The organism is Acinetobacter chinensis, assembly GCF_002165375.2.
Lineage (GTDB): Bacteria > Pseudomonadota > Gammaproteobacteria > Pseudomonadales > Moraxellaceae > Acinetobacter > Acinetobacter chinensis.
The window spans coordinates 2,243,923-2,260,047 of record NZ_CP032134.1; the positions used below are offsets into that span (position 1 = coordinate 2,243,923).

17 protein-coding genes are annotated in these 16,125 nt (G+C 42.9%); 3 read left to right on the top strand and 14 right to left on the bottom strand.

The annotated features are described in order from the left end of the window. Positions 1-29: 29 nt before the first annotated feature. Both CDG60_RS11620 and CDG60_RS11625 read left to right on the top strand, forming a co-directional pair. The gene (locus CDG60_RS11620) at positions 30-1,235 is read left to right on the top strand and encodes a DUF1615 domain-containing protein (protein ID WP_087512512.1); all 1,206 of its coding nucleotides are present in this window, start codon (positions 30-32) and stop codon (positions 1,233-1,235) included. After that, positions 1,202-1,873, top strand: a complete 672-nt coding sequence (locus CDG60_RS11625) for an HAD-IB family hydrolase (RefSeq protein ID WP_087512511.1) — start codon at positions 1,202-1,204, stop codon at positions 1,871-1,873. The genes CDG60_RS11620 and CDG60_RS11625 overlap by 34 nt, the downstream gene beginning before the upstream one ends. A 57-nt stretch (positions 1,874-1,930) precedes the next feature. On the opposite strand, the gene CDG60_RS11630 is transcribed toward CDG60_RS11625, so the two are convergent. Both CDG60_RS11630 and CDG60_RS11635 read right to left on the bottom strand, forming a co-directional pair. Beyond that, the gene (locus tag CDG60_RS11630) at positions 1,931-3,025 is read right to left on the bottom strand and encodes a fatty acid desaturase family protein (protein ID WP_087512510.1); all 1,095 of its coding nucleotides are present in this window, start codon (positions 3,023-3,025) and stop codon (positions 1,931-1,933) included. A 14-nt stretch (positions 3,026-3,039) separates the two neighbouring features. Beyond that, on the bottom strand, positions 3,040-4,104 hold the full coding sequence (locus CDG60_RS11635) for a ferredoxin reductase (RefSeq protein WP_087512509.1): 1,065 nt from the start codon (positions 4,102-4,104) through the stop codon (positions 3,040-3,042). 142 nt (positions 4,105-4,246) lie between these two features. Here CDG60_RS11635 and fabR point away from each other — a divergent pair, with 142 nt between their 5' ends. Next, complete coding sequence (fabR, locus tag CDG60_RS11640; RefSeq protein WP_087512508.1) at positions 4,247-4,939, top strand: HTH-type transcriptional repressor FabR; 693 nt, start codon at positions 4,247-4,249, stop codon at positions 4,937-4,939. A gap of 24 nt (positions 4,940-4,963) precedes the next feature. Here fabR and CDG60_RS11645 read toward each other — a convergent pair whose 3' ends face one another. The 12 genes from CDG60_RS11645 to CDG60_RS11695 form a co-directional block, all read right to left on the bottom strand. Beyond that, positions 4,964-5,785, bottom strand: coding sequence for an alpha/beta fold hydrolase (locus CDG60_RS11645; RefSeq protein WP_087512572.1), 822 nt, complete (start codon positions 5,783-5,785; stop codon positions 4,964-4,966). 168 nt (positions 5,786-5,953) lie between these two features. After that, positions 5,954-8,791, bottom strand: coding sequence for an RNA polymerase-associated protein RapA (rapA, locus tag CDG60_RS11650; protein ID WP_087512507.1), 2,838 nt, complete (start codon positions 8,789-8,791; stop codon positions 5,954-5,956). 143 nt (positions 8,792-8,934) lie between these two features. Continuing rightward, complete coding sequence (locus CDG60_RS11655) at positions 8,935-9,579, bottom strand: RluA family pseudouridine synthase (protein ID WP_087512506.1); 645 nt, start codon at positions 9,577-9,579, stop codon at positions 8,935-8,937. Between the two features lie 132 nt (positions 9,580-9,711). Beyond that, complete coding sequence (locus tag CDG60_RS11660; RefSeq protein ID WP_087512505.1) at positions 9,712-10,416, bottom strand: phosphopantetheine-binding protein; 705 nt, start codon at positions 10,414-10,416, stop codon at positions 9,712-9,714. Positions 10,417-10,437: 21 nt separating this feature from the next. Continuing rightward, entirely contained in the window at positions 10,438-10,854 is a 417-nt protein-coding gene (locus CDG60_RS11665; protein ID WP_087512504.1) for a GlcG/HbpS family heme-binding protein, read from the bottom strand. Positions 10,855-10,930: 76 nt separating this feature from the next. Then, the gene (hemL, locus tag CDG60_RS11670) at positions 10,931-12,226 is read right to left on the bottom strand and encodes a glutamate-1-semialdehyde 2,1-aminomutase (RefSeq protein ID WP_087512503.1); all 1,296 of its coding nucleotides are present in this window, start codon (positions 12,224-12,226) and stop codon (positions 10,931-10,933) included. 38 nt (positions 12,227-12,264) lie between these two features. Beyond that, the gene (thiE, locus tag CDG60_RS11675) at positions 12,265-12,888 is read right to left on the bottom strand and encodes a thiamine phosphate synthase (RefSeq protein WP_087512502.1); all 624 of its coding nucleotides are present in this window, start codon (positions 12,886-12,888) and stop codon (positions 12,265-12,267) included. Between the two features lie 234 nt (positions 12,889-13,122). After that, positions 13,123-13,995 (bottom strand): hypothetical protein, encoded by an 873-nt coding sequence (locus CDG60_RS11680; RefSeq protein ID WP_087512501.1) that lies wholly within the window; start codon positions 13,993-13,995, stop codon positions 13,123-13,125. Positions 13,996-14,378: 383 nt separating this feature from the next. Next, positions 14,379-14,528, bottom strand: a complete 150-nt coding sequence (locus CDG60_RS18205) for a hypothetical protein (RefSeq protein WP_160117034.1) — start codon at positions 14,526-14,528, stop codon at positions 14,379-14,381. A 155-nt stretch (positions 14,529-14,683) separates the two neighbouring features. Further along, entirely contained in the window at positions 14,684-15,046 is a 363-nt protein-coding gene (locus tag CDG60_RS11685) for a hypothetical protein (RefSeq protein WP_087512500.1), read from the bottom strand. Between the two features lie 42 nt (positions 15,047-15,088). Then, positions 15,089-15,403 carry a hypothetical protein gene (locus CDG60_RS11690; protein ID WP_087512499.1) on the bottom strand — a complete coding sequence of 105 codons (315 nt, stop codon included), beginning with the start codon at positions 15,401-15,403 and terminating at the stop codon, positions 15,089-15,091. Between the two features lie 18 nt (positions 15,404-15,421). Then, the gene (locus tag CDG60_RS11695; RefSeq protein WP_087512498.1) at positions 15,422-16,108 is read right to left on the bottom strand and encodes a hypothetical protein; all 687 of its coding nucleotides are present in this window, start codon (positions 16,106-16,108) and stop codon (positions 15,422-15,424) included. Between the last annotated feature and the right edge of the window lie 17 nt (positions 16,109-16,125).

Here is a 16,125-nt window from a genome sequence, read left to right on the forward strand (position 1 = left end):
TCATTTATTTAGGAACGGTTTTTCACAGCATGAAAAAAAGTTTTTTGACAGGCTCTCTGAAATCTCTATCCATTCTGTCATTGTCTATTGGAATTACAGCCTGTGGTGATAATTCCTGGTGGTCTAAAAATAATGAGCCAACACTTGAAAGTGAACAGATCCGTAAACTGATTCCTGCACGGGTCAGTGATCGCCCGTCCTGGGCAAAAGATATTTACGATATTACAGATCAGCTCGGTATTCCCCAGACCAAAGAAAACATCTGCACTATTGTTGCGGTCGTTGATCAGGAATCCAATTTTGTTGCTGATCCGCAGGTACCTGGTCTGGGTGAAAAAGCAGTCCGTGAAGTACAGGATCGTCTGGAAGAAAAGTTTAAAGATAAACTGGGAGACTCCATAGGGGGAACAGTTGCAGGATATTTTCAGGATGTACTGAAAAATCAGCCCAGCCCAGAAGACAATTATTTAAGTCAGATGCGCAGAGTCAAAACAGAGCGTCAGCTGGATGAACTTTATCGTGAAATTTTTGACTATATGTCCAAGCATTATCATGTCAGTGCATTGACTGGTGCAGCCCGACTGGTTGGTCAGGACATTGGTGAAAAGCTGAATCCTATTACCACACTGGGGTCAATGCAGGTACATATCGGGTACGCAAAAGACCATAAACGCCAGGGTGGCAACATTGCAGCACTGAGAACAGATATGTACAGTCAGTATGGCGGTTTATATTACGGTATCCACCGCCTGATGATGTATCCTGCTGACTATGATAAGCCTCTTTACAGATTTGCCGATTACAATTCAGGTCGTTATTCAAGTCGAAACGCCGCGTTCCAGAGCATGCTGAATGATCTGACCACAGCTGAACTGACACTCGATGGCGATCTGTTGCTTTATAACAAAGATGGTTCACCACGTGCGACCAAGAGTGAATCTGAACGGGAGCTGACCAATGTATTTGCAACCCATAATATACTGGTGACTCCGCGTCAGATCCGTTCCGATCTGAAAAAAGAAAAAGATCAGGACTTTGAAAAAACAGCGACATACAGAGCAGTGACCAAGCTGTATCGGGAAAAAACAGGTAAAGACGCTTTTTATGCAATTATGCCTCAGGTCGTGATTTCAGGACCCAAACTGAGTCGTGACTATAATACCAACTGGTTTGCCACACGAGTAAACGGACGTTATCAGACATGTATGCAACGGGCAAAACGAATAAAAATTTAGCACTTTTTGACTTTGACGGAACACTGTACAACAAAGACAGTTTTACAGGGTTTATTTTTTATGCCTTAAAAAAACGGCAGATTGTGCGTCGGGGCATTAAAATTATTCCCTGGGTTCAGGCTTATTATTTAAATATCTACCCTGCTCATGCCATGCGGGCAAGACTGTTCAATGTGATGTTCAGAAATGCTGATTTCAATGAAATACAGGCACTTGCTCACGAATATGCCAAAGAACTTCCTGCACATTTCAACACTGAATTATTCAGACAGCTGTTACAGCATCAGCAACAGGGCGACGATGTTGTGCTGGTATCGGCATCGGTCAGTCTGTATTTAAGCGCTGTCTGTGAAATGCTGGATATTGACCTGATCTGTACTGAACCTGAAATTAAAAACGATAAACTGACGGGACTTTACAGCACAGCAGACTGTAGCTGTGAACAGAAAAAAATCAGAGTCACAGATAAATACGATCTGTCCAGCTACAGGCACATTTATGCCTATGGCAACAGCCATGAAGACCTAGACATGCTGGAACTGGCACATCATCCTTATATGGTGGGTGAAAGCTCTCAGCTTCCTGCTTTACGCACTCAGTTCAGCATTACTGATCGGGAGACAGATGAAGCAGTCTGAACCTGTTTCATCTCTAACCCATATAAACAACCACCTGTTTGCAGGTGGTTGTTTTATTTATTTTTTGAATGGAAATGCGTATTTCACGATCCGTTTTATGACACTGCCATACTGTTTGAACAGACTCGCATTATTATAATTCAGACCATATTTTTCACATACAGCCTGCACTTTCGGTGCCATTTTACGGTAACGTCTTGCTGGAATATCCGGATATAAATGATGTTCAATCTGATGACTCAAATGCCCCGTCAGAATATGAAATGCTTCAGAGCCTGTCAGGTTGGATGAACCACGGATCTGACGCATGTACCAGTGTCCACGGCTTTCATTCTGCATAACAGATTTCGGAAAAACTTCCACATCCTTGGTAAAATGACCGCAGAAAATAATACTGAAAGTCCAGACGTTACGGATACCGTTTGCAACCAGGTTTCCGGTCAATACCGGTAATGCCGCAGGTCCTGCAATTAAAGGAAAAAACACATAATCCTTAAACAGCTGTTTCGTCATTTTGCGCTGTAAAGGTTTCCATTCTTCCATAAATTCTTTTTTGGTTTTTTTGCCATAAAGCACCCGACCAATTTCAAGGTTCTGAATAGCAACACCCCACTGAAACAATAAACAGAAAGGAATACTGTATAACGGCTGCAGCAAATAGCCAGGTTTCCAGCGCTGTTCAGGAAACAGTCGGATCAAACCATAGCCGATATCATCATCCATACCTTTGATGTTGGTATAGGTGTGATGTTTAAAGTTATGGGTCTGACGCCAGTTATCCGAAGTTCCGACAATATCCCACTCATAGGTCGCACCCTGAAATTTAGGATCACTCATCCAGTCATACTGACCATGAATCACATTATGCCCCAGTTCCATGTTTTCCATGATTTTGGCAAATCCAAGCAGTCCTGTACCCAGCAGCCACATCGGCGGTAACCATCCTGCAAAAAGACAGGCACGACCTGCAATGGATGCATAGCGGATTGTGGAATACACTTTACGGATATACTTGGCGTCTTTTTCCCCAATATCATCCAAAACTTCCTGCTTGATGGCATCTAGTTCTTTTGCCAGTGCATCCAGTTCAGTCTGCGTCAGCTCTCTGTTTTTCGGATTTTTAAAATATTGAAATTTTACAGGCATATTCATGATGTATATCTCTCTTAAAGATCAATGACGAGGTCAGTCTGAGCTGAATTGACACAAATTTTTAAAGCACTGCCAGGTTCATGGTGATGCTTACCGTTTGCTATGTCCTGGGTTGTTCCCTGAACTTTCGAGCAGACACACTTATGACAGACGCCCATACGGCATCCGTGTGCGGGTTTAATATTCTGCTGTTCCAGACCAACCAGAATGGACTGTCCTTTAGGTATCGCTACTGTTCTGTCTGAACGGGTCAGCGTCACATTGACAAAACCTGTCTCACCGCCGTCAAACTGACTTAAACTGAATGATTCTGTTTTCAGTCGTGCAGCGTGAGTAAACAGTTTTTCAACTTCTGCTGAAAACCCTGATGGTCCGCAGGCAAACACTGTACCTGACTGCATGTCACCCGCCGCAGCGTGATGTGTTTCATTGATCCGTGAATCCCCTTCCTGGGTGTAGAAAAACTCACAGCTGAAATCTGAATACTGCTCTGCCCATTGCTCAAACTGCTGTTTAAAAGCCACATCTGCATAATGTTTCACCCAGTACAGCAGTTTTATTTTCTTTTGAGAAAGCTGTTTTTTCTGGTGCAGGTCATTCAGCAGACTGTACATAGGAGTGATTCCACTGCCGGCTGCCAGCAACAGTACTGAATCTGTTCCTGCCTGCTGTAATGTCATATCACCATAAGGCTGTCCGAACTCAAGAATATCACCGGTTTTTGCCTGTTCAGTCAGCCAGTGACTGACTTTTCCTTTGTCAGTTTTTTTTACGGTCAGCAATACGTGATGTGCATCGAGCTGAGTCAGACTGTAATTACGTTCATAACGCACACCTTCAATGCTGACAAAGACCGGGTGATGCTGTCCTGCCTGTCCTGCCTGAAAATGACGGTTTGTCTGCAACGTCAGACTCACTGTATCGGCAGCTGCCTGATGAATCTGCACAATTTTTCCTAAAGCCTGGTGAACAGACCACACAGGATTTAATTTCTGCAACCAGAAATTAACGGTATGACGGTCTATCACCCCTTCGGCAAACTCTTTAAACAATGAGCTTCTTTTTTCAGTCATCTGCATAGCACGGACCACGTTGCTGTTGATTTTTAATTATTATACACATGTATATATATTTGTATATATATTCGTATTGTATCCATTCGTTTCACAACTGTGTCTGCTCGGGCTATAATGCGGAAATGTCTCTAATCCATTGAAAAATATGATTCAGTCTTCGATTAATACAAATATTGACACTGTTGCTGAACAGCAGACGCACAGAGAACCTGTGACGGTACGTACCGTTGGGCGCAAAGCAACCATTACAAAAGAAGAACTGTTTCAGGCTGCACTGAATTTAATTGGACCTCAAAAAAGTATTTCATCTCTGAGTCTGCGGGAAGTTGCACGTGAGGCAGGAATTGCTCCAAACAGTTTTTATCGACATTTCAAAGATATAGATGAACTTGCTATTGAACTGATAGATCGGGCTGGTATTGTTTTACGTCAGATTCTGCATGAAGCACGTATTAAAGCTTCCCGCCAGAACAGTATTATCCGCAGTTCTGTAGAAGTTTTTATAGAACAGCTGGATGCCGATGAAGGCAATCTGAGTCTGCTGCTGCGTGAAGGATTTACTGGATCACGATCATATAAACAGGCAGTTGAACGTCAGCTCAATTATTTTCAGCAGGAGCTTCAGGATGATCTGATTCGACTGGAACGACTGAACAACAGCAAAATTGCCCATCCTGAACTGGTTGCAAAAGCCATTACTCAACTGGTTTTCAACATGGGTGCAAAGGTGATTGATGTCCCTGTGGCTGAACGTACTGAAGTTGCAGAACAGACCATGATTATGATCCGTATGATTTTAGAAGGCGCGCGTCATCTGGATGAGGCTCAGTTTCAGTAAGCCTGATCAAAATTAAGTTAAACCTTAAGCGTTCATTTCGATAATACTTTTGACTTTCTGTGCCGTCATTTCAGGCTGTTCCAGTGGAAACATATGACTGCCATCTACCACGCTGAACTCAATACCATAGGTTTTTTTCATACCCTGCGGTAAACCCTGCTTATAAAAATGACTATGTGTCGCTGTAATTAAATGCACGGGCACATCCGGTGCCTGTCTTGGAGTTCTCCACCACCAGGCAGGCACAGTACGAAAGATATCTGCCTCAACCTGTTTAGGAATGCTGAGCGTTACACCGCCTCGCTGTTCATCTGCCCGAATACCATGAGCAAAATAATCATCAAAACACTGCTGATCAAAGTTTTTAAATAAACGGTTATTCCGTAATGAGGTATATGCCGTTTCCAGATCTGACCAGTGATCATTGCGTTTTAGGGTAATCGCTGCTGGCGTAATTTTATCTACAGCTTTGAGTTTCAGTTTTTGCATTGCTTCGAACAGGGCAGATTTTGAACCAATCACAAAAGGTGGATCCATAATCACCAGCTGTGAAAACAGATCAGGGCGTTTATAAGCTGCCATTAAAGTCACTAAAGAACCAAAAGAATGCCCTAAGCCAATCACCTTCTGCTTTGGGAACTGCTGTTCAATATCTTCAATCACCTGATTGACCAGATGCTCCCATGTATAGGTCACAGGAAAATCAGGACTCATGCCAATCAGGGGAATCGCTTTCAGTTCATAATTGTGACCAAAACTCTGAAAAAATTTTTGATAGCTTGCAGATGGAATACCATTGGCATGCGTAAAATGCAGTGCTAATTTTTCAGTGTTGTCCAGAATCATGATGAATGCCATTTTCCATGTTGAATCAACATACGTTAATACAGTTCTCCCCAACTGTAATTGCCTTTGACTGATATTTTTATGTAGAAGAAGTCATACCGTTCTGTCACTTTAAAAGTGCTGACACAAAAAAAAGCTCCCTCAGGAGCTTTCTTATATATTCGCGTTTTAAGGCTTTACTACAACCAGAATCTGAATCGCTTCTGGTGTTACAGATAAACCATCCAGCAGGTTCAGACCTTCTTTCTGGAATTTCTGTAAGCGGGCAATTTCATCTTCACGGATACTTGGATTGAACTGCTTCAGATAGCTTAAACGGTCAATTTCATACTGCCATTTAGAACCGTAGACTTCTTTAGCCTGCTGTGTCAGTTCAGGTAATGAACCTTTTGCAATATCCAGTGCCTGCGAATAACGCTGTTCAATCACTTCACGGCGTGCTTTTACCACCTGACGGCAACTGTTGCCATCCAGATGATGCAGATAAGGTTTCAGAATCTCAGGATTAATTTTCGCAGAAAGATCCTGCCCTGTTTCACTCAGTAACACCCGAATCAGCTGCTGAGGCAGACTGGACGGTAAATTGAGCGCTTTAGGTGCAACCACATCCACCTTGAACCAGACTTCCATCAGGATAGTACCCTGCTTCAGTGCACCAGATTTCAGCAGTGCGACGTTGGTACTGCCGAATGACTGAGTACTGATCATTTCCATTACACTCTCAGTGAATGGATGTTCAAGAGTCAGATACTGTGCATCTTCACGTGTCTGAGCCTGATCACGGTAGAAGGTCACGGTCATACCGTCTTCATCCAGTGTCAGTCCCTGAACCTGCATCTGATCAGTTGGTTTAATGATGACTGTACCGTTGCTTTGCTCATCAAAATCAATATTGGTGGAAGCCATAAAACGCTTCATGAACATTGGCAATGTAGAGTTATCATCATAGCTTTCCATTGCCTGCACAATTTCCTGTGCCACAACTGGACGGCATGAATTATATTCAAGCAGACGGTCACGCCCCGCCTGAAGTTCTGTTTCCAGTGCTTCACGCTGAACACTGACTGCTTCAAGCAGATCTTCAAATTTCTGACCCTGATCTGACAGCAGACAGTCTTTCAGATCAACAATAAAGTTTTCCTGTAAGGTCTGTGCAGCAGGTGAAATATTACTGAAAATGTTCAGGGCTTCGTTATACCAGCGGAACATACGCTCCTGAGCGGTTCCAGTCAGATATGGCACATGAATCTGAATACGGTTTTCCTGACCAATACGGTCAAGACGTCCGATACGCTGTTCAAGCACATCTGGGTTAGCAGGTAAATCAAACAGAATCAGATCAGAGGCAAACTGGAAGTTCCGTCCCTCAGAACCAATTTCTGAACATAATAAAATCTGTGCGCCATAAGAGTCTTCAGCAAAATAAGCTGCTGCCTGATCACGCTCAAGCAGGCTCATGCCCTCATGGAACATGGCAGTACGGATACCGGCATGTATACGCAATACATTTTCAAGTGCTTCCACAACAGGACCACTGCGTGCAATCAGCAGGACTTTTTTATGTTTTAAATCTGTACGCAATCGCTCCATGAGCCACATGACACGAGGATCTGATTCCATCCAGGCACCATCCAGCTGGGCTTCTTCCGGCCACATCTGTTCACGCAGTTTGCCATCTTTAGACCAGTTTTCTGGCGCTGGCAACGGTGCCGGCAGGCAGTCACGTCCAGGGAAGCCCTGAATCGCCTCACGTGTATTACGGAACAGAATACGACCTGTGCCATGACGGTCAAGCAGTTCATGAATCGCACGGTAACGCTGTTCTGGTTCATCGCTGATACGATGTCCCAGTAATGTTTCAACCGCATTCAGATGTTCTTCTTCAAGCGGGAAATCTGACATCAGTACTTCTGCGATTTTTGCAGTATGCTGATACTGTTCTTCTTCATCCAGGAAGCGGTCAAGTGAACTGAAACGCTGTGGATCAAGTAAACGTAAACGGGCAAAATGACTTTCCACACCCAACTGTTCAGGTGTTGCAGTCAGTAACAGTACACCTGCTGTCTGCTGTGCAAACTCCTCCACCAGATCATAACGGTCATTACCACCTTCTTCTTCACTCCACATCAGATGATGTGCTTCATCCACAACGAGTAGATCAAAACCGGCAGCAATCGCCTGCTCACGCAGATCATCATGGTCAATCATCAGATCCACAGACGCAATAATGCACTGCTCTGTCAGGAATGGATTCTGTTCTGGATCATGCTCTTTAATGGATGCTGTACGTGTCAGATCAAACAGTGAGAAATTCAGGTTGAAACGACGACGCATTTCAATCATCCACTGATACTGAAGTGAGTCAGGAACCAGAATCAGAATACGCTCTGAACGACCTGTCTTGAGCTGCTGATGAATAATCAGACCCGCTTCAATGGTTTTACCCAGACCGACTTCATCAGCTAAAAGAACACGGGGAGCAAAACGCTGTCCCACTTCATGGGCAATATACAGCTGGTGCGGGATCAGTCCTACACGGGAACCGATCAGACCACGTAAAGGACTGACTTTCATGCCCGCCTGCATCATCAGTGCTTCAATACGCAGGTCATACCATTCTTTATAGTCGACCTGGCTTGCAAGCAGTCTGTCCAGCGGTTTTGCCAGCTGAATGGTTGCGCCAATTCGGGTTTCATTTAAGGATTTTCGCTCATCCGTACCATCTTCAAGTTTACGGAAAACGTTATAACGGACTACACCATGACGGTCTTCAAGTGACTCTACGGTCCACTTGTTACCTTCCTGATCCTGAACTTCATCATTCACATTAAATATAATGCGTGACAAAGGTGCATTGTTCCGTGCATAGACACGGGTTTCATCACTTTTGGGGAATAAAATGCTGACCGATCGTTCATCTACATCAATAAGAACTCCCAGACCAAGCTCTGTTTCTGTATCAGATAACCAACGTTGACCAATAGCAAACTGCTGCAATTTTTCCACCTTTTTTCAGAAGTTAGGACTGCGATTTCTGAGCCATATACCTGTTCGGTATTTGATCAAATAATCCCGTCTTTAAGCAATGTATTTTGACACAAAGCCCACTAAAAAGTGAGCAATATTAGTAAGTATTCATGAAGATTCATTTAAAAAGGGACTGCGCAGTGAAATTCAACCTTTTCACCACTGACAGGATGACTGAAACTCAGATAAGCAGCATGCAGACAGAGTCTTTCTGCCAGTGACTGCTGTTCCTCAGTTGCATACAGCGTGTCCCCAATAATTGGGTGTCCCAGGTACTGCATATGAACCCTTAACTGATGCGATCTGCCGGTAACAGGTGTCAGTTCCACCCGGGTGACTGGCTGTCCCTGAATTTCAGAATGCTCCACTGCTTTCCACAAAGTCAGTGCAGTTTTGTTGTGTTCAGGGTCGGCAATATGTAAAGGAGGATGAGCAGGATCGTACACTACAGGAACACTGATCTCACCCTCACCTTCAAGTCTGCCTGCAACCAGTGCCTGATAAGTTTTGGATGTCTGTCTTTCCTGGAACTGTCTTGAAATACTATTCTGACCTGTTCTGGACAATGCAAATACAAGAATGCCAGAAGTATCACGGTCAAGACGGTGAATCAGAAGTGTTCTGGGTTCTGTTTTCAGAAGCCTTGAAATCACGCAGTCCTTTAAGTCTTCAGTTTTACCTGGAACAGTAAGTATTCCTGCTGGTTTGTGAATAACCATGAAATCTTTATCACGATGAATCAGATGTTCAGTTAGAAAATTACTCAAAGTTCAATCCAGGCTGATCATAAAAACAAGGCGGCAATGATAGAAAGCCTGACACAGAATTACAATGCACAATGCTTCTTTTCCCGACGGATTTTCCGATTCTGACAAAAAATAATTTCAATTTGCTGAAAATTAAAACTCAGCTTTCAAAAGATGGAAAAGTTGTCTCAGTGAATTGTTCTGTTCAAAGTCTTCATAGCTGATTCCCGCGCCATTGGCACGCCATAAACCGATCAGACTGACCATCGCTACAGAATCCAGTCCATACTGACGTAAATCAGTTTCTGGATCAATTTCCAGTGGCTCCATATCCAGCTGTTCAGCCACAGCCAGCAGAATCCCTTTATAAGAAAGAATTTTTTCTTTCGGTGCTGACAAAGACCACAGTCTGGCAACAGTATGACTGTTCATGTGATGAATATGCTGCTGGGTCATATTTTCAACCCATTGAATATGCTGTTCCTGATTTGCCAGCTGAATTGCATCATCCACGAGGCAGACTTTATCCGTAATGCTTTTCAGATGTGACAGCAACGGTTTAAGCTGAGGACTGATCAGTCCTGAAATAATAAGCTGCTTACGCTGAGTCATCTGTTCACCCAGCTGCATCAGACCTTGAATATCCTGCTGATATGAATAATCAACCACTGGAATTTCAAGTGCTTTTGCTCTTTTGAGTGTATGCAGCATGTTGTGATTCAGTTCCGACTGTTCCCAGTCCGACAAAAGACGCAGTTCATTCAGCCCTGCGACCAGCAGTACACTTTCCTCAGAGAGTAAAGTCCATTTTGCCAAAGATGGGCTGAGCTGAATCTTTTTGGGCATTGTATACAGCATACTGACTGAACCTGTACCGGATTAATCAGCTAAAGCCAGGAAAACCTGAATGGCATGACGGGCAATCTCTGCATCCTGCTCAGATTTGACACCAGAAACACCCACAGCTCCAACCAGCTGCTCTTTATAAAGGATAGGTTCTCCACCTTCCAGCATACCTGAAACACTGTTGACCGTTAAGAACCCCAACTGACCATCTCTGACCAGTTCTTCAAACATTCCCGATGGACGACGGCTCGCAGCTGAACATCGAGCTTTTTCAATACTCAGACCCGCTGTCATCGGTGATGCACCATCCATTCTTTTCATTGCCATGAGACTGCCCGTATCGTCCACGACTGCAATACTGACATTAAATTCTTTATCTACTGCAAACTGGTGAGCACGCGTCAATAAAAATTCAGCATCTTCCAGGGTCAGATAGTGTTTAGTCTTCATCACAACATATTCCTCAATCCAATAGAAAAGCCCGCAGCAGATGCCACAGGCTTAGTTTAATCGAATTTTTGAGCGCTTAGACTTTCATTTCAGCAAAAGTCTCTTTAGCTGCCTGAATTGTGAACTGAATGTCTTCTTCTGTATGTGCTGCTGAAATAAATCCAGCTTCAAATGCAGACGGAGCCAGGTTGACCCCACGTTTCAGCATACCGTGGAAAAATTTACGGAAAGCATCCACATCACACTTCAGAATATGATCAAAACTGCTGATTTCAGTCTGATCTGTAAAATAAAGACCAAACAGACCACCAGCCTGCTGAGTAAAGAATGGAATACCTGCTTCATCCGCCGCAGCCTGAAGACCTTTCAGCAAGCTGTCCAGACGGGCAGACAACTGTTCATGGAAACCTGGCTGACGTAACATTTCAAACATTTTGATACCGGCACGCATTGCCAGTGGGTTACCTGACAGCGTTCCTGCCTGATATACACCGCCTAAAGGTGCAATGCATTCCATAATTTCACGCTTACCGCCAAACGCTCCAACAGGAAGTCCCGCACCAATAATTTTACCTAAAGTGGTCAGATCCGGCTTTACGTTGTAATAAGCCTGCGCACCACCCAAAGCCACACGGAAACCCGTCATCACTTCATCAATAATAAAGACTGAACCATGCTCATCACACTGTTCACGAATGGTTTCAAGGAAACCAGGGAGGGGTTTAACCAGGTTCATATTCCCTGCAACAGGTTCAACAATCACACCTGCAATCTCTGCACCAAACTTGGCAAAACAGGCTTTTACTGCCTCAATATCGTTATACGGCAAAGTCAGAGTATGTTTGGCAAAATCGGCAGGAACACCTTTGGATGTCGGTTCGCCCATCGTCAGCATACCCGATCCTGCTTTCACCAGCAGTGAATCTGAATGACCATGGTAACAGCCTTCAAATTTTACAATCATGTCACGACCGGTATAGCCACGAGCCAGACGGATTGCAGTCATAGTTGCTTCTGTACCGGAGTTGGTCATACGAACCAGTTCAATGGATGGCATCACTTCACAGATAATATCTGCCAGTGTGGTCTCATGGACCGTCGGTGCGCCAAAACTTAAACCATCCACAGCAGCTTCCTGAACAGCTTTTACAATTTCAGGATGTGCATGCCCAAGAATCATCGGTCCCCATGAACCGACATAATCCACATAGCGCTTACCATCTACATCATATAGATAAGCACCTTTCGCCTTTTCAATAAATACGGGAGTTCCACCAACACCGTTAAATGCTCTTACAGGAGAATTTACTCCTCCTGGAATATGTTTACTGGCTTGTTTAAACAATTGTTCCTGCTTGGCAGATAAAGTCATGAAAATTCTCGGCTTAATAATTCAAATCACAAAATAACTCAGGCTTTATGAGCGGAAAACAACTCTGCCCATTCCTGAGTTCGGACAGTTACACCTGATAAAGAGCGACCTAATATATCACTAATTACTGCACAAAAGTCTGCACCTGCGTCAATCACTTCTGCTGAATTTTCAACAGTTAAGCCACCGATCGCACAGACTGGAACATCAAATTTTTCTTTTGCCTGTTTTAAAGTTTCAAGCCCGATATTTCCAGCTTCAGGTTTCGTTTCTGTGGCAAAAATTGCGCCAAAAGCCACATAATTTGCGCCATCGGCAACAGCCTGTTCTGCAAGTTCAATCGAGTTATTACAGCTGCGTCCAATCAGGACACCTTTAGGTAAGCGCTGGACTGCTTCTGCAACAGAACCATCACCCTGCCCCAGATGTACACCCACACCGTACTTCACGGCAGTTTCAAGATCATCATTAATGACGAAAGGCACTTTATATTGCGCACACATTGACTTCATGTATTCAATTTCATAAGCCTGATCTTCTTTAGCCACTTTTTTACGACGGTACTGTAATACCGCAACATCATAAGTCGCCATAGCACCTTCGAGCTTTGCCAGTAAAAGTTCGATAGGATCATCATTAGTAATCAGATACAGACCACGCATATTTTAAACCGCTGTCAAAACAAAACCTGATTTTAACCCGATTCCACCCGACGGTTCATCACCGAACCATAAATATGTATTTAATTCTTCCTATCCATAAAACTTCAGAATCATTCAATCGCATCAAGCCCAGACAACAGCCTGATCAGTGAATCCGACGCTATGGCATATTTTCCACAGATAAAAAAAAGCCGTATTTACATACGGCCGCAATCAAACAATCAACTTCCTTACTCATAACTCCAGTAAACTCTCCCATGTAGCAGTCTTATCAAATAAAAGTTTATTTTTTACAATTGCTTTAAATATTGCGTTTTGAGCATCCAGATATGAAATACTGATCGTACTGGTACTGTCAGTCAGATCCTGAATATTCAACACTCCACTGTACGGATAACCCACCACTTCACCCTCTGCATCAGTTTTGAACAGATAAGGCGTTGCTGAATTATCAAATGCGATATTAATATCCCCACCTTCACGCCCTGTGGATTTCACTTTTCCTTTGACCTGATTTTTAATATCCGCAGCACCCTGAGGAGTCCAGTCCAGCTGATAATCACTCAGTACATAACTGACACTCTGAAAACCACCTTTACCATTCGGCTCTTTTACCAGGATATCGATCTGATCTGATTTAAACTGCGTCAGTATTTCACTGTCTGTGCTCAGTAATTTCCCTTTAATGATCTGCGTGGTGCCGTCAGGAAAAGCCAGGTTTAAATCCTGAAAATTATAACCCGCACTCACATCAATACTGCCATTTGCAACTGCACTGGCCTCACTCTCAAAAATACCTGTACATTTATCCAGTGTAATTACAGTTCCTGTCTGTTTCCATGAACCCGTTTTACAGGGTATAGACTCACCTATTTCGTCCATACCGTATACAAGGGTATCCACGATTCCCTCCATCAGGGTTTCCCGAAGTGCAATCCCGCTGCTTGTTTCAACTTTAGCCAGTACCTGTGCTTCCGAACTTTCATTATTTTGATTATTTCCACCAGGTGTTCCCTGATCTGCTGAACTTTGACTGTCCGATCCACCACCGCACCCAGTCATTAAAAAAATTCCACTGCACAAAATCGCGATTAATTTTAATTTCATGATGACTTCCAGTATTTTTTTATAGTCTGCATAGTGTTAGACATATTTTTTTTGCAGTCTATTCCATAAACCAGGTATAGACAGGTGACCAGAATACATATACCTGCAATTAATTCTGAACAATTAGTGAAGTAAATTTAAAAAACTGAAAAATACCAGATTTCAGTGATAGATCATTTTTTAACAGGAGTATTTAATAAAGTTACTTGATAACAACAATAGAGTTATAAAAGTAATAGTCTGTAAAGAGAACCATGCCTACAAAATATAATAATAATTTAGGTATGACCAAACATGATCCATTATGTTCTGCGTTCAAAAAAGCATTTGGGGAGGCTTGCAGAGCATAATGGATCAACCTATTCATTCAATGCAATCATTTTTCAATCCAGATGCACTTCAGCAGATATTTCATCTACTTTCTGAACAATCCAGTTTCCAGAAATAAAAAAAGCCTGAGGAATGTTACCCTCAGGCATGGAAAGATAAAGAGTTGCCGTGGTTAAACCATTGCCAGATGGTTGATTCGACATAAGTAATTATTAGAATATTCACTCTAATTTTGCAATACCCTTAAACATTCATTTGTCTTTTTTTTATCATATTGTGCAATTTTTTCAAAAGAATGAATCAGTCTGCTTCACAACAGAACCCAGTTTTGCATCTGATACTCTGTTTGCAGATATTTTTACCAGCATTTTTTCAGTAATTCAGCAGTAAATCTGGATGTCAAACCTCCCCATTGATTTGCAACAGATGCGCAAATAGCCTTATATGGCATGGAATTGACCGCACAGGAGTGATTCACAGGCAAACGACCTGAATTGAGTAATACAGCAGGATCTTCGCCAGGTCCACCCCATGACTGTGAAGCTGTTCCTGCTGCATCTTTTGCTGTCTTATCATAATTTTCAGCATCAAGCAGAGCCTGTTTGATAGCCTGCTCTTTATTTGCAGTGGAGGTTTTTACTTTAGAAATCACATCCTGTACTTTCGTACTGAGGATCGAGTTTCGTAAATCCTTTAATTCGGGGTCAGTATAAGCTTTCATGATTGAGCCAAGTTTACTGTAGGTCCCATTACAGCTTGTCTCCTAGACAAGTGCACTATTTAAAGCCAGACTTTTGAGCCCTGAACCAGCCCCCCTGTTTCCTGCGCCTGAAAACGCCTGATTCTGCATCAGCTTTTCAGCAGATTTCTGCGCATGCTCATGATAGATGTCCTTTGCTGAATTCAGCCTGCTTCTGACTTCTTTATTTACTTTTGAAATATTTCTGTTTCCTTCGCCCTGTGCACGATTCAGCAAGTCATCAATATCCATATCCGACATTGCTGAATTCGTAGCTGCATACAATGGGGCACTGTATGCATTTAACAGAAAAATCATCATCCACAACCATTTTTTCATGATTTTTCTTCCTTGATTTTACTTCTGAAAATCCACTTTATGTTGCATTCCATTGGTGTCGATAATCAAAACCAGCGGATCTGTCTCTTTTACCTTTTCAAAGAAAACGAGTCCATCAATCACCTGCTTCGGTTTTAAAACCGTCGTATTGAGTACATTGGATGTAACCTGATGACTTAAAGCATCCATCGTACTGGATGTATACTGAGTCGACTGACTGTAAGTTTCAAAGGCTGAATTTATCGATTCACTTGCCTGTTGCTGAGAAGTCTGTGCTAATGATGTATCTCCAGATAATGCACCTAAAATACTGGTACCAATTGCAAGTGTTCCAACAACACCCGCCCAGATTGCATCCTTCCGGTCCTTTTTCTGCTGAATTTTATTTAAACTTTCAACCGTCAGCGCTGAGACAGGCTGTCCATTCTTTGTTAACTGAACATTTTCAGGACCAAATTTCAGTGGTTTTTTACTTAAATTAGCGACAGTTACCCTGATCGGTAAGCCATATTTTGAGATGTCTTTGTATTCTGTTGAACGTGAGCTCATTTTGCTGATACGTACTACATAATCTCCCTGTCGTGACTGTAACTGACCATCAGATGTCAGACTTTGGTTTAATCCAGCAACAGGTTTGGTCGGTACTCCGGCACATGCGCTCAGCAATATGGTCAATGTGCATATTTTGATTATTTTATGATTCATTTTCAGGATTTCCTTTT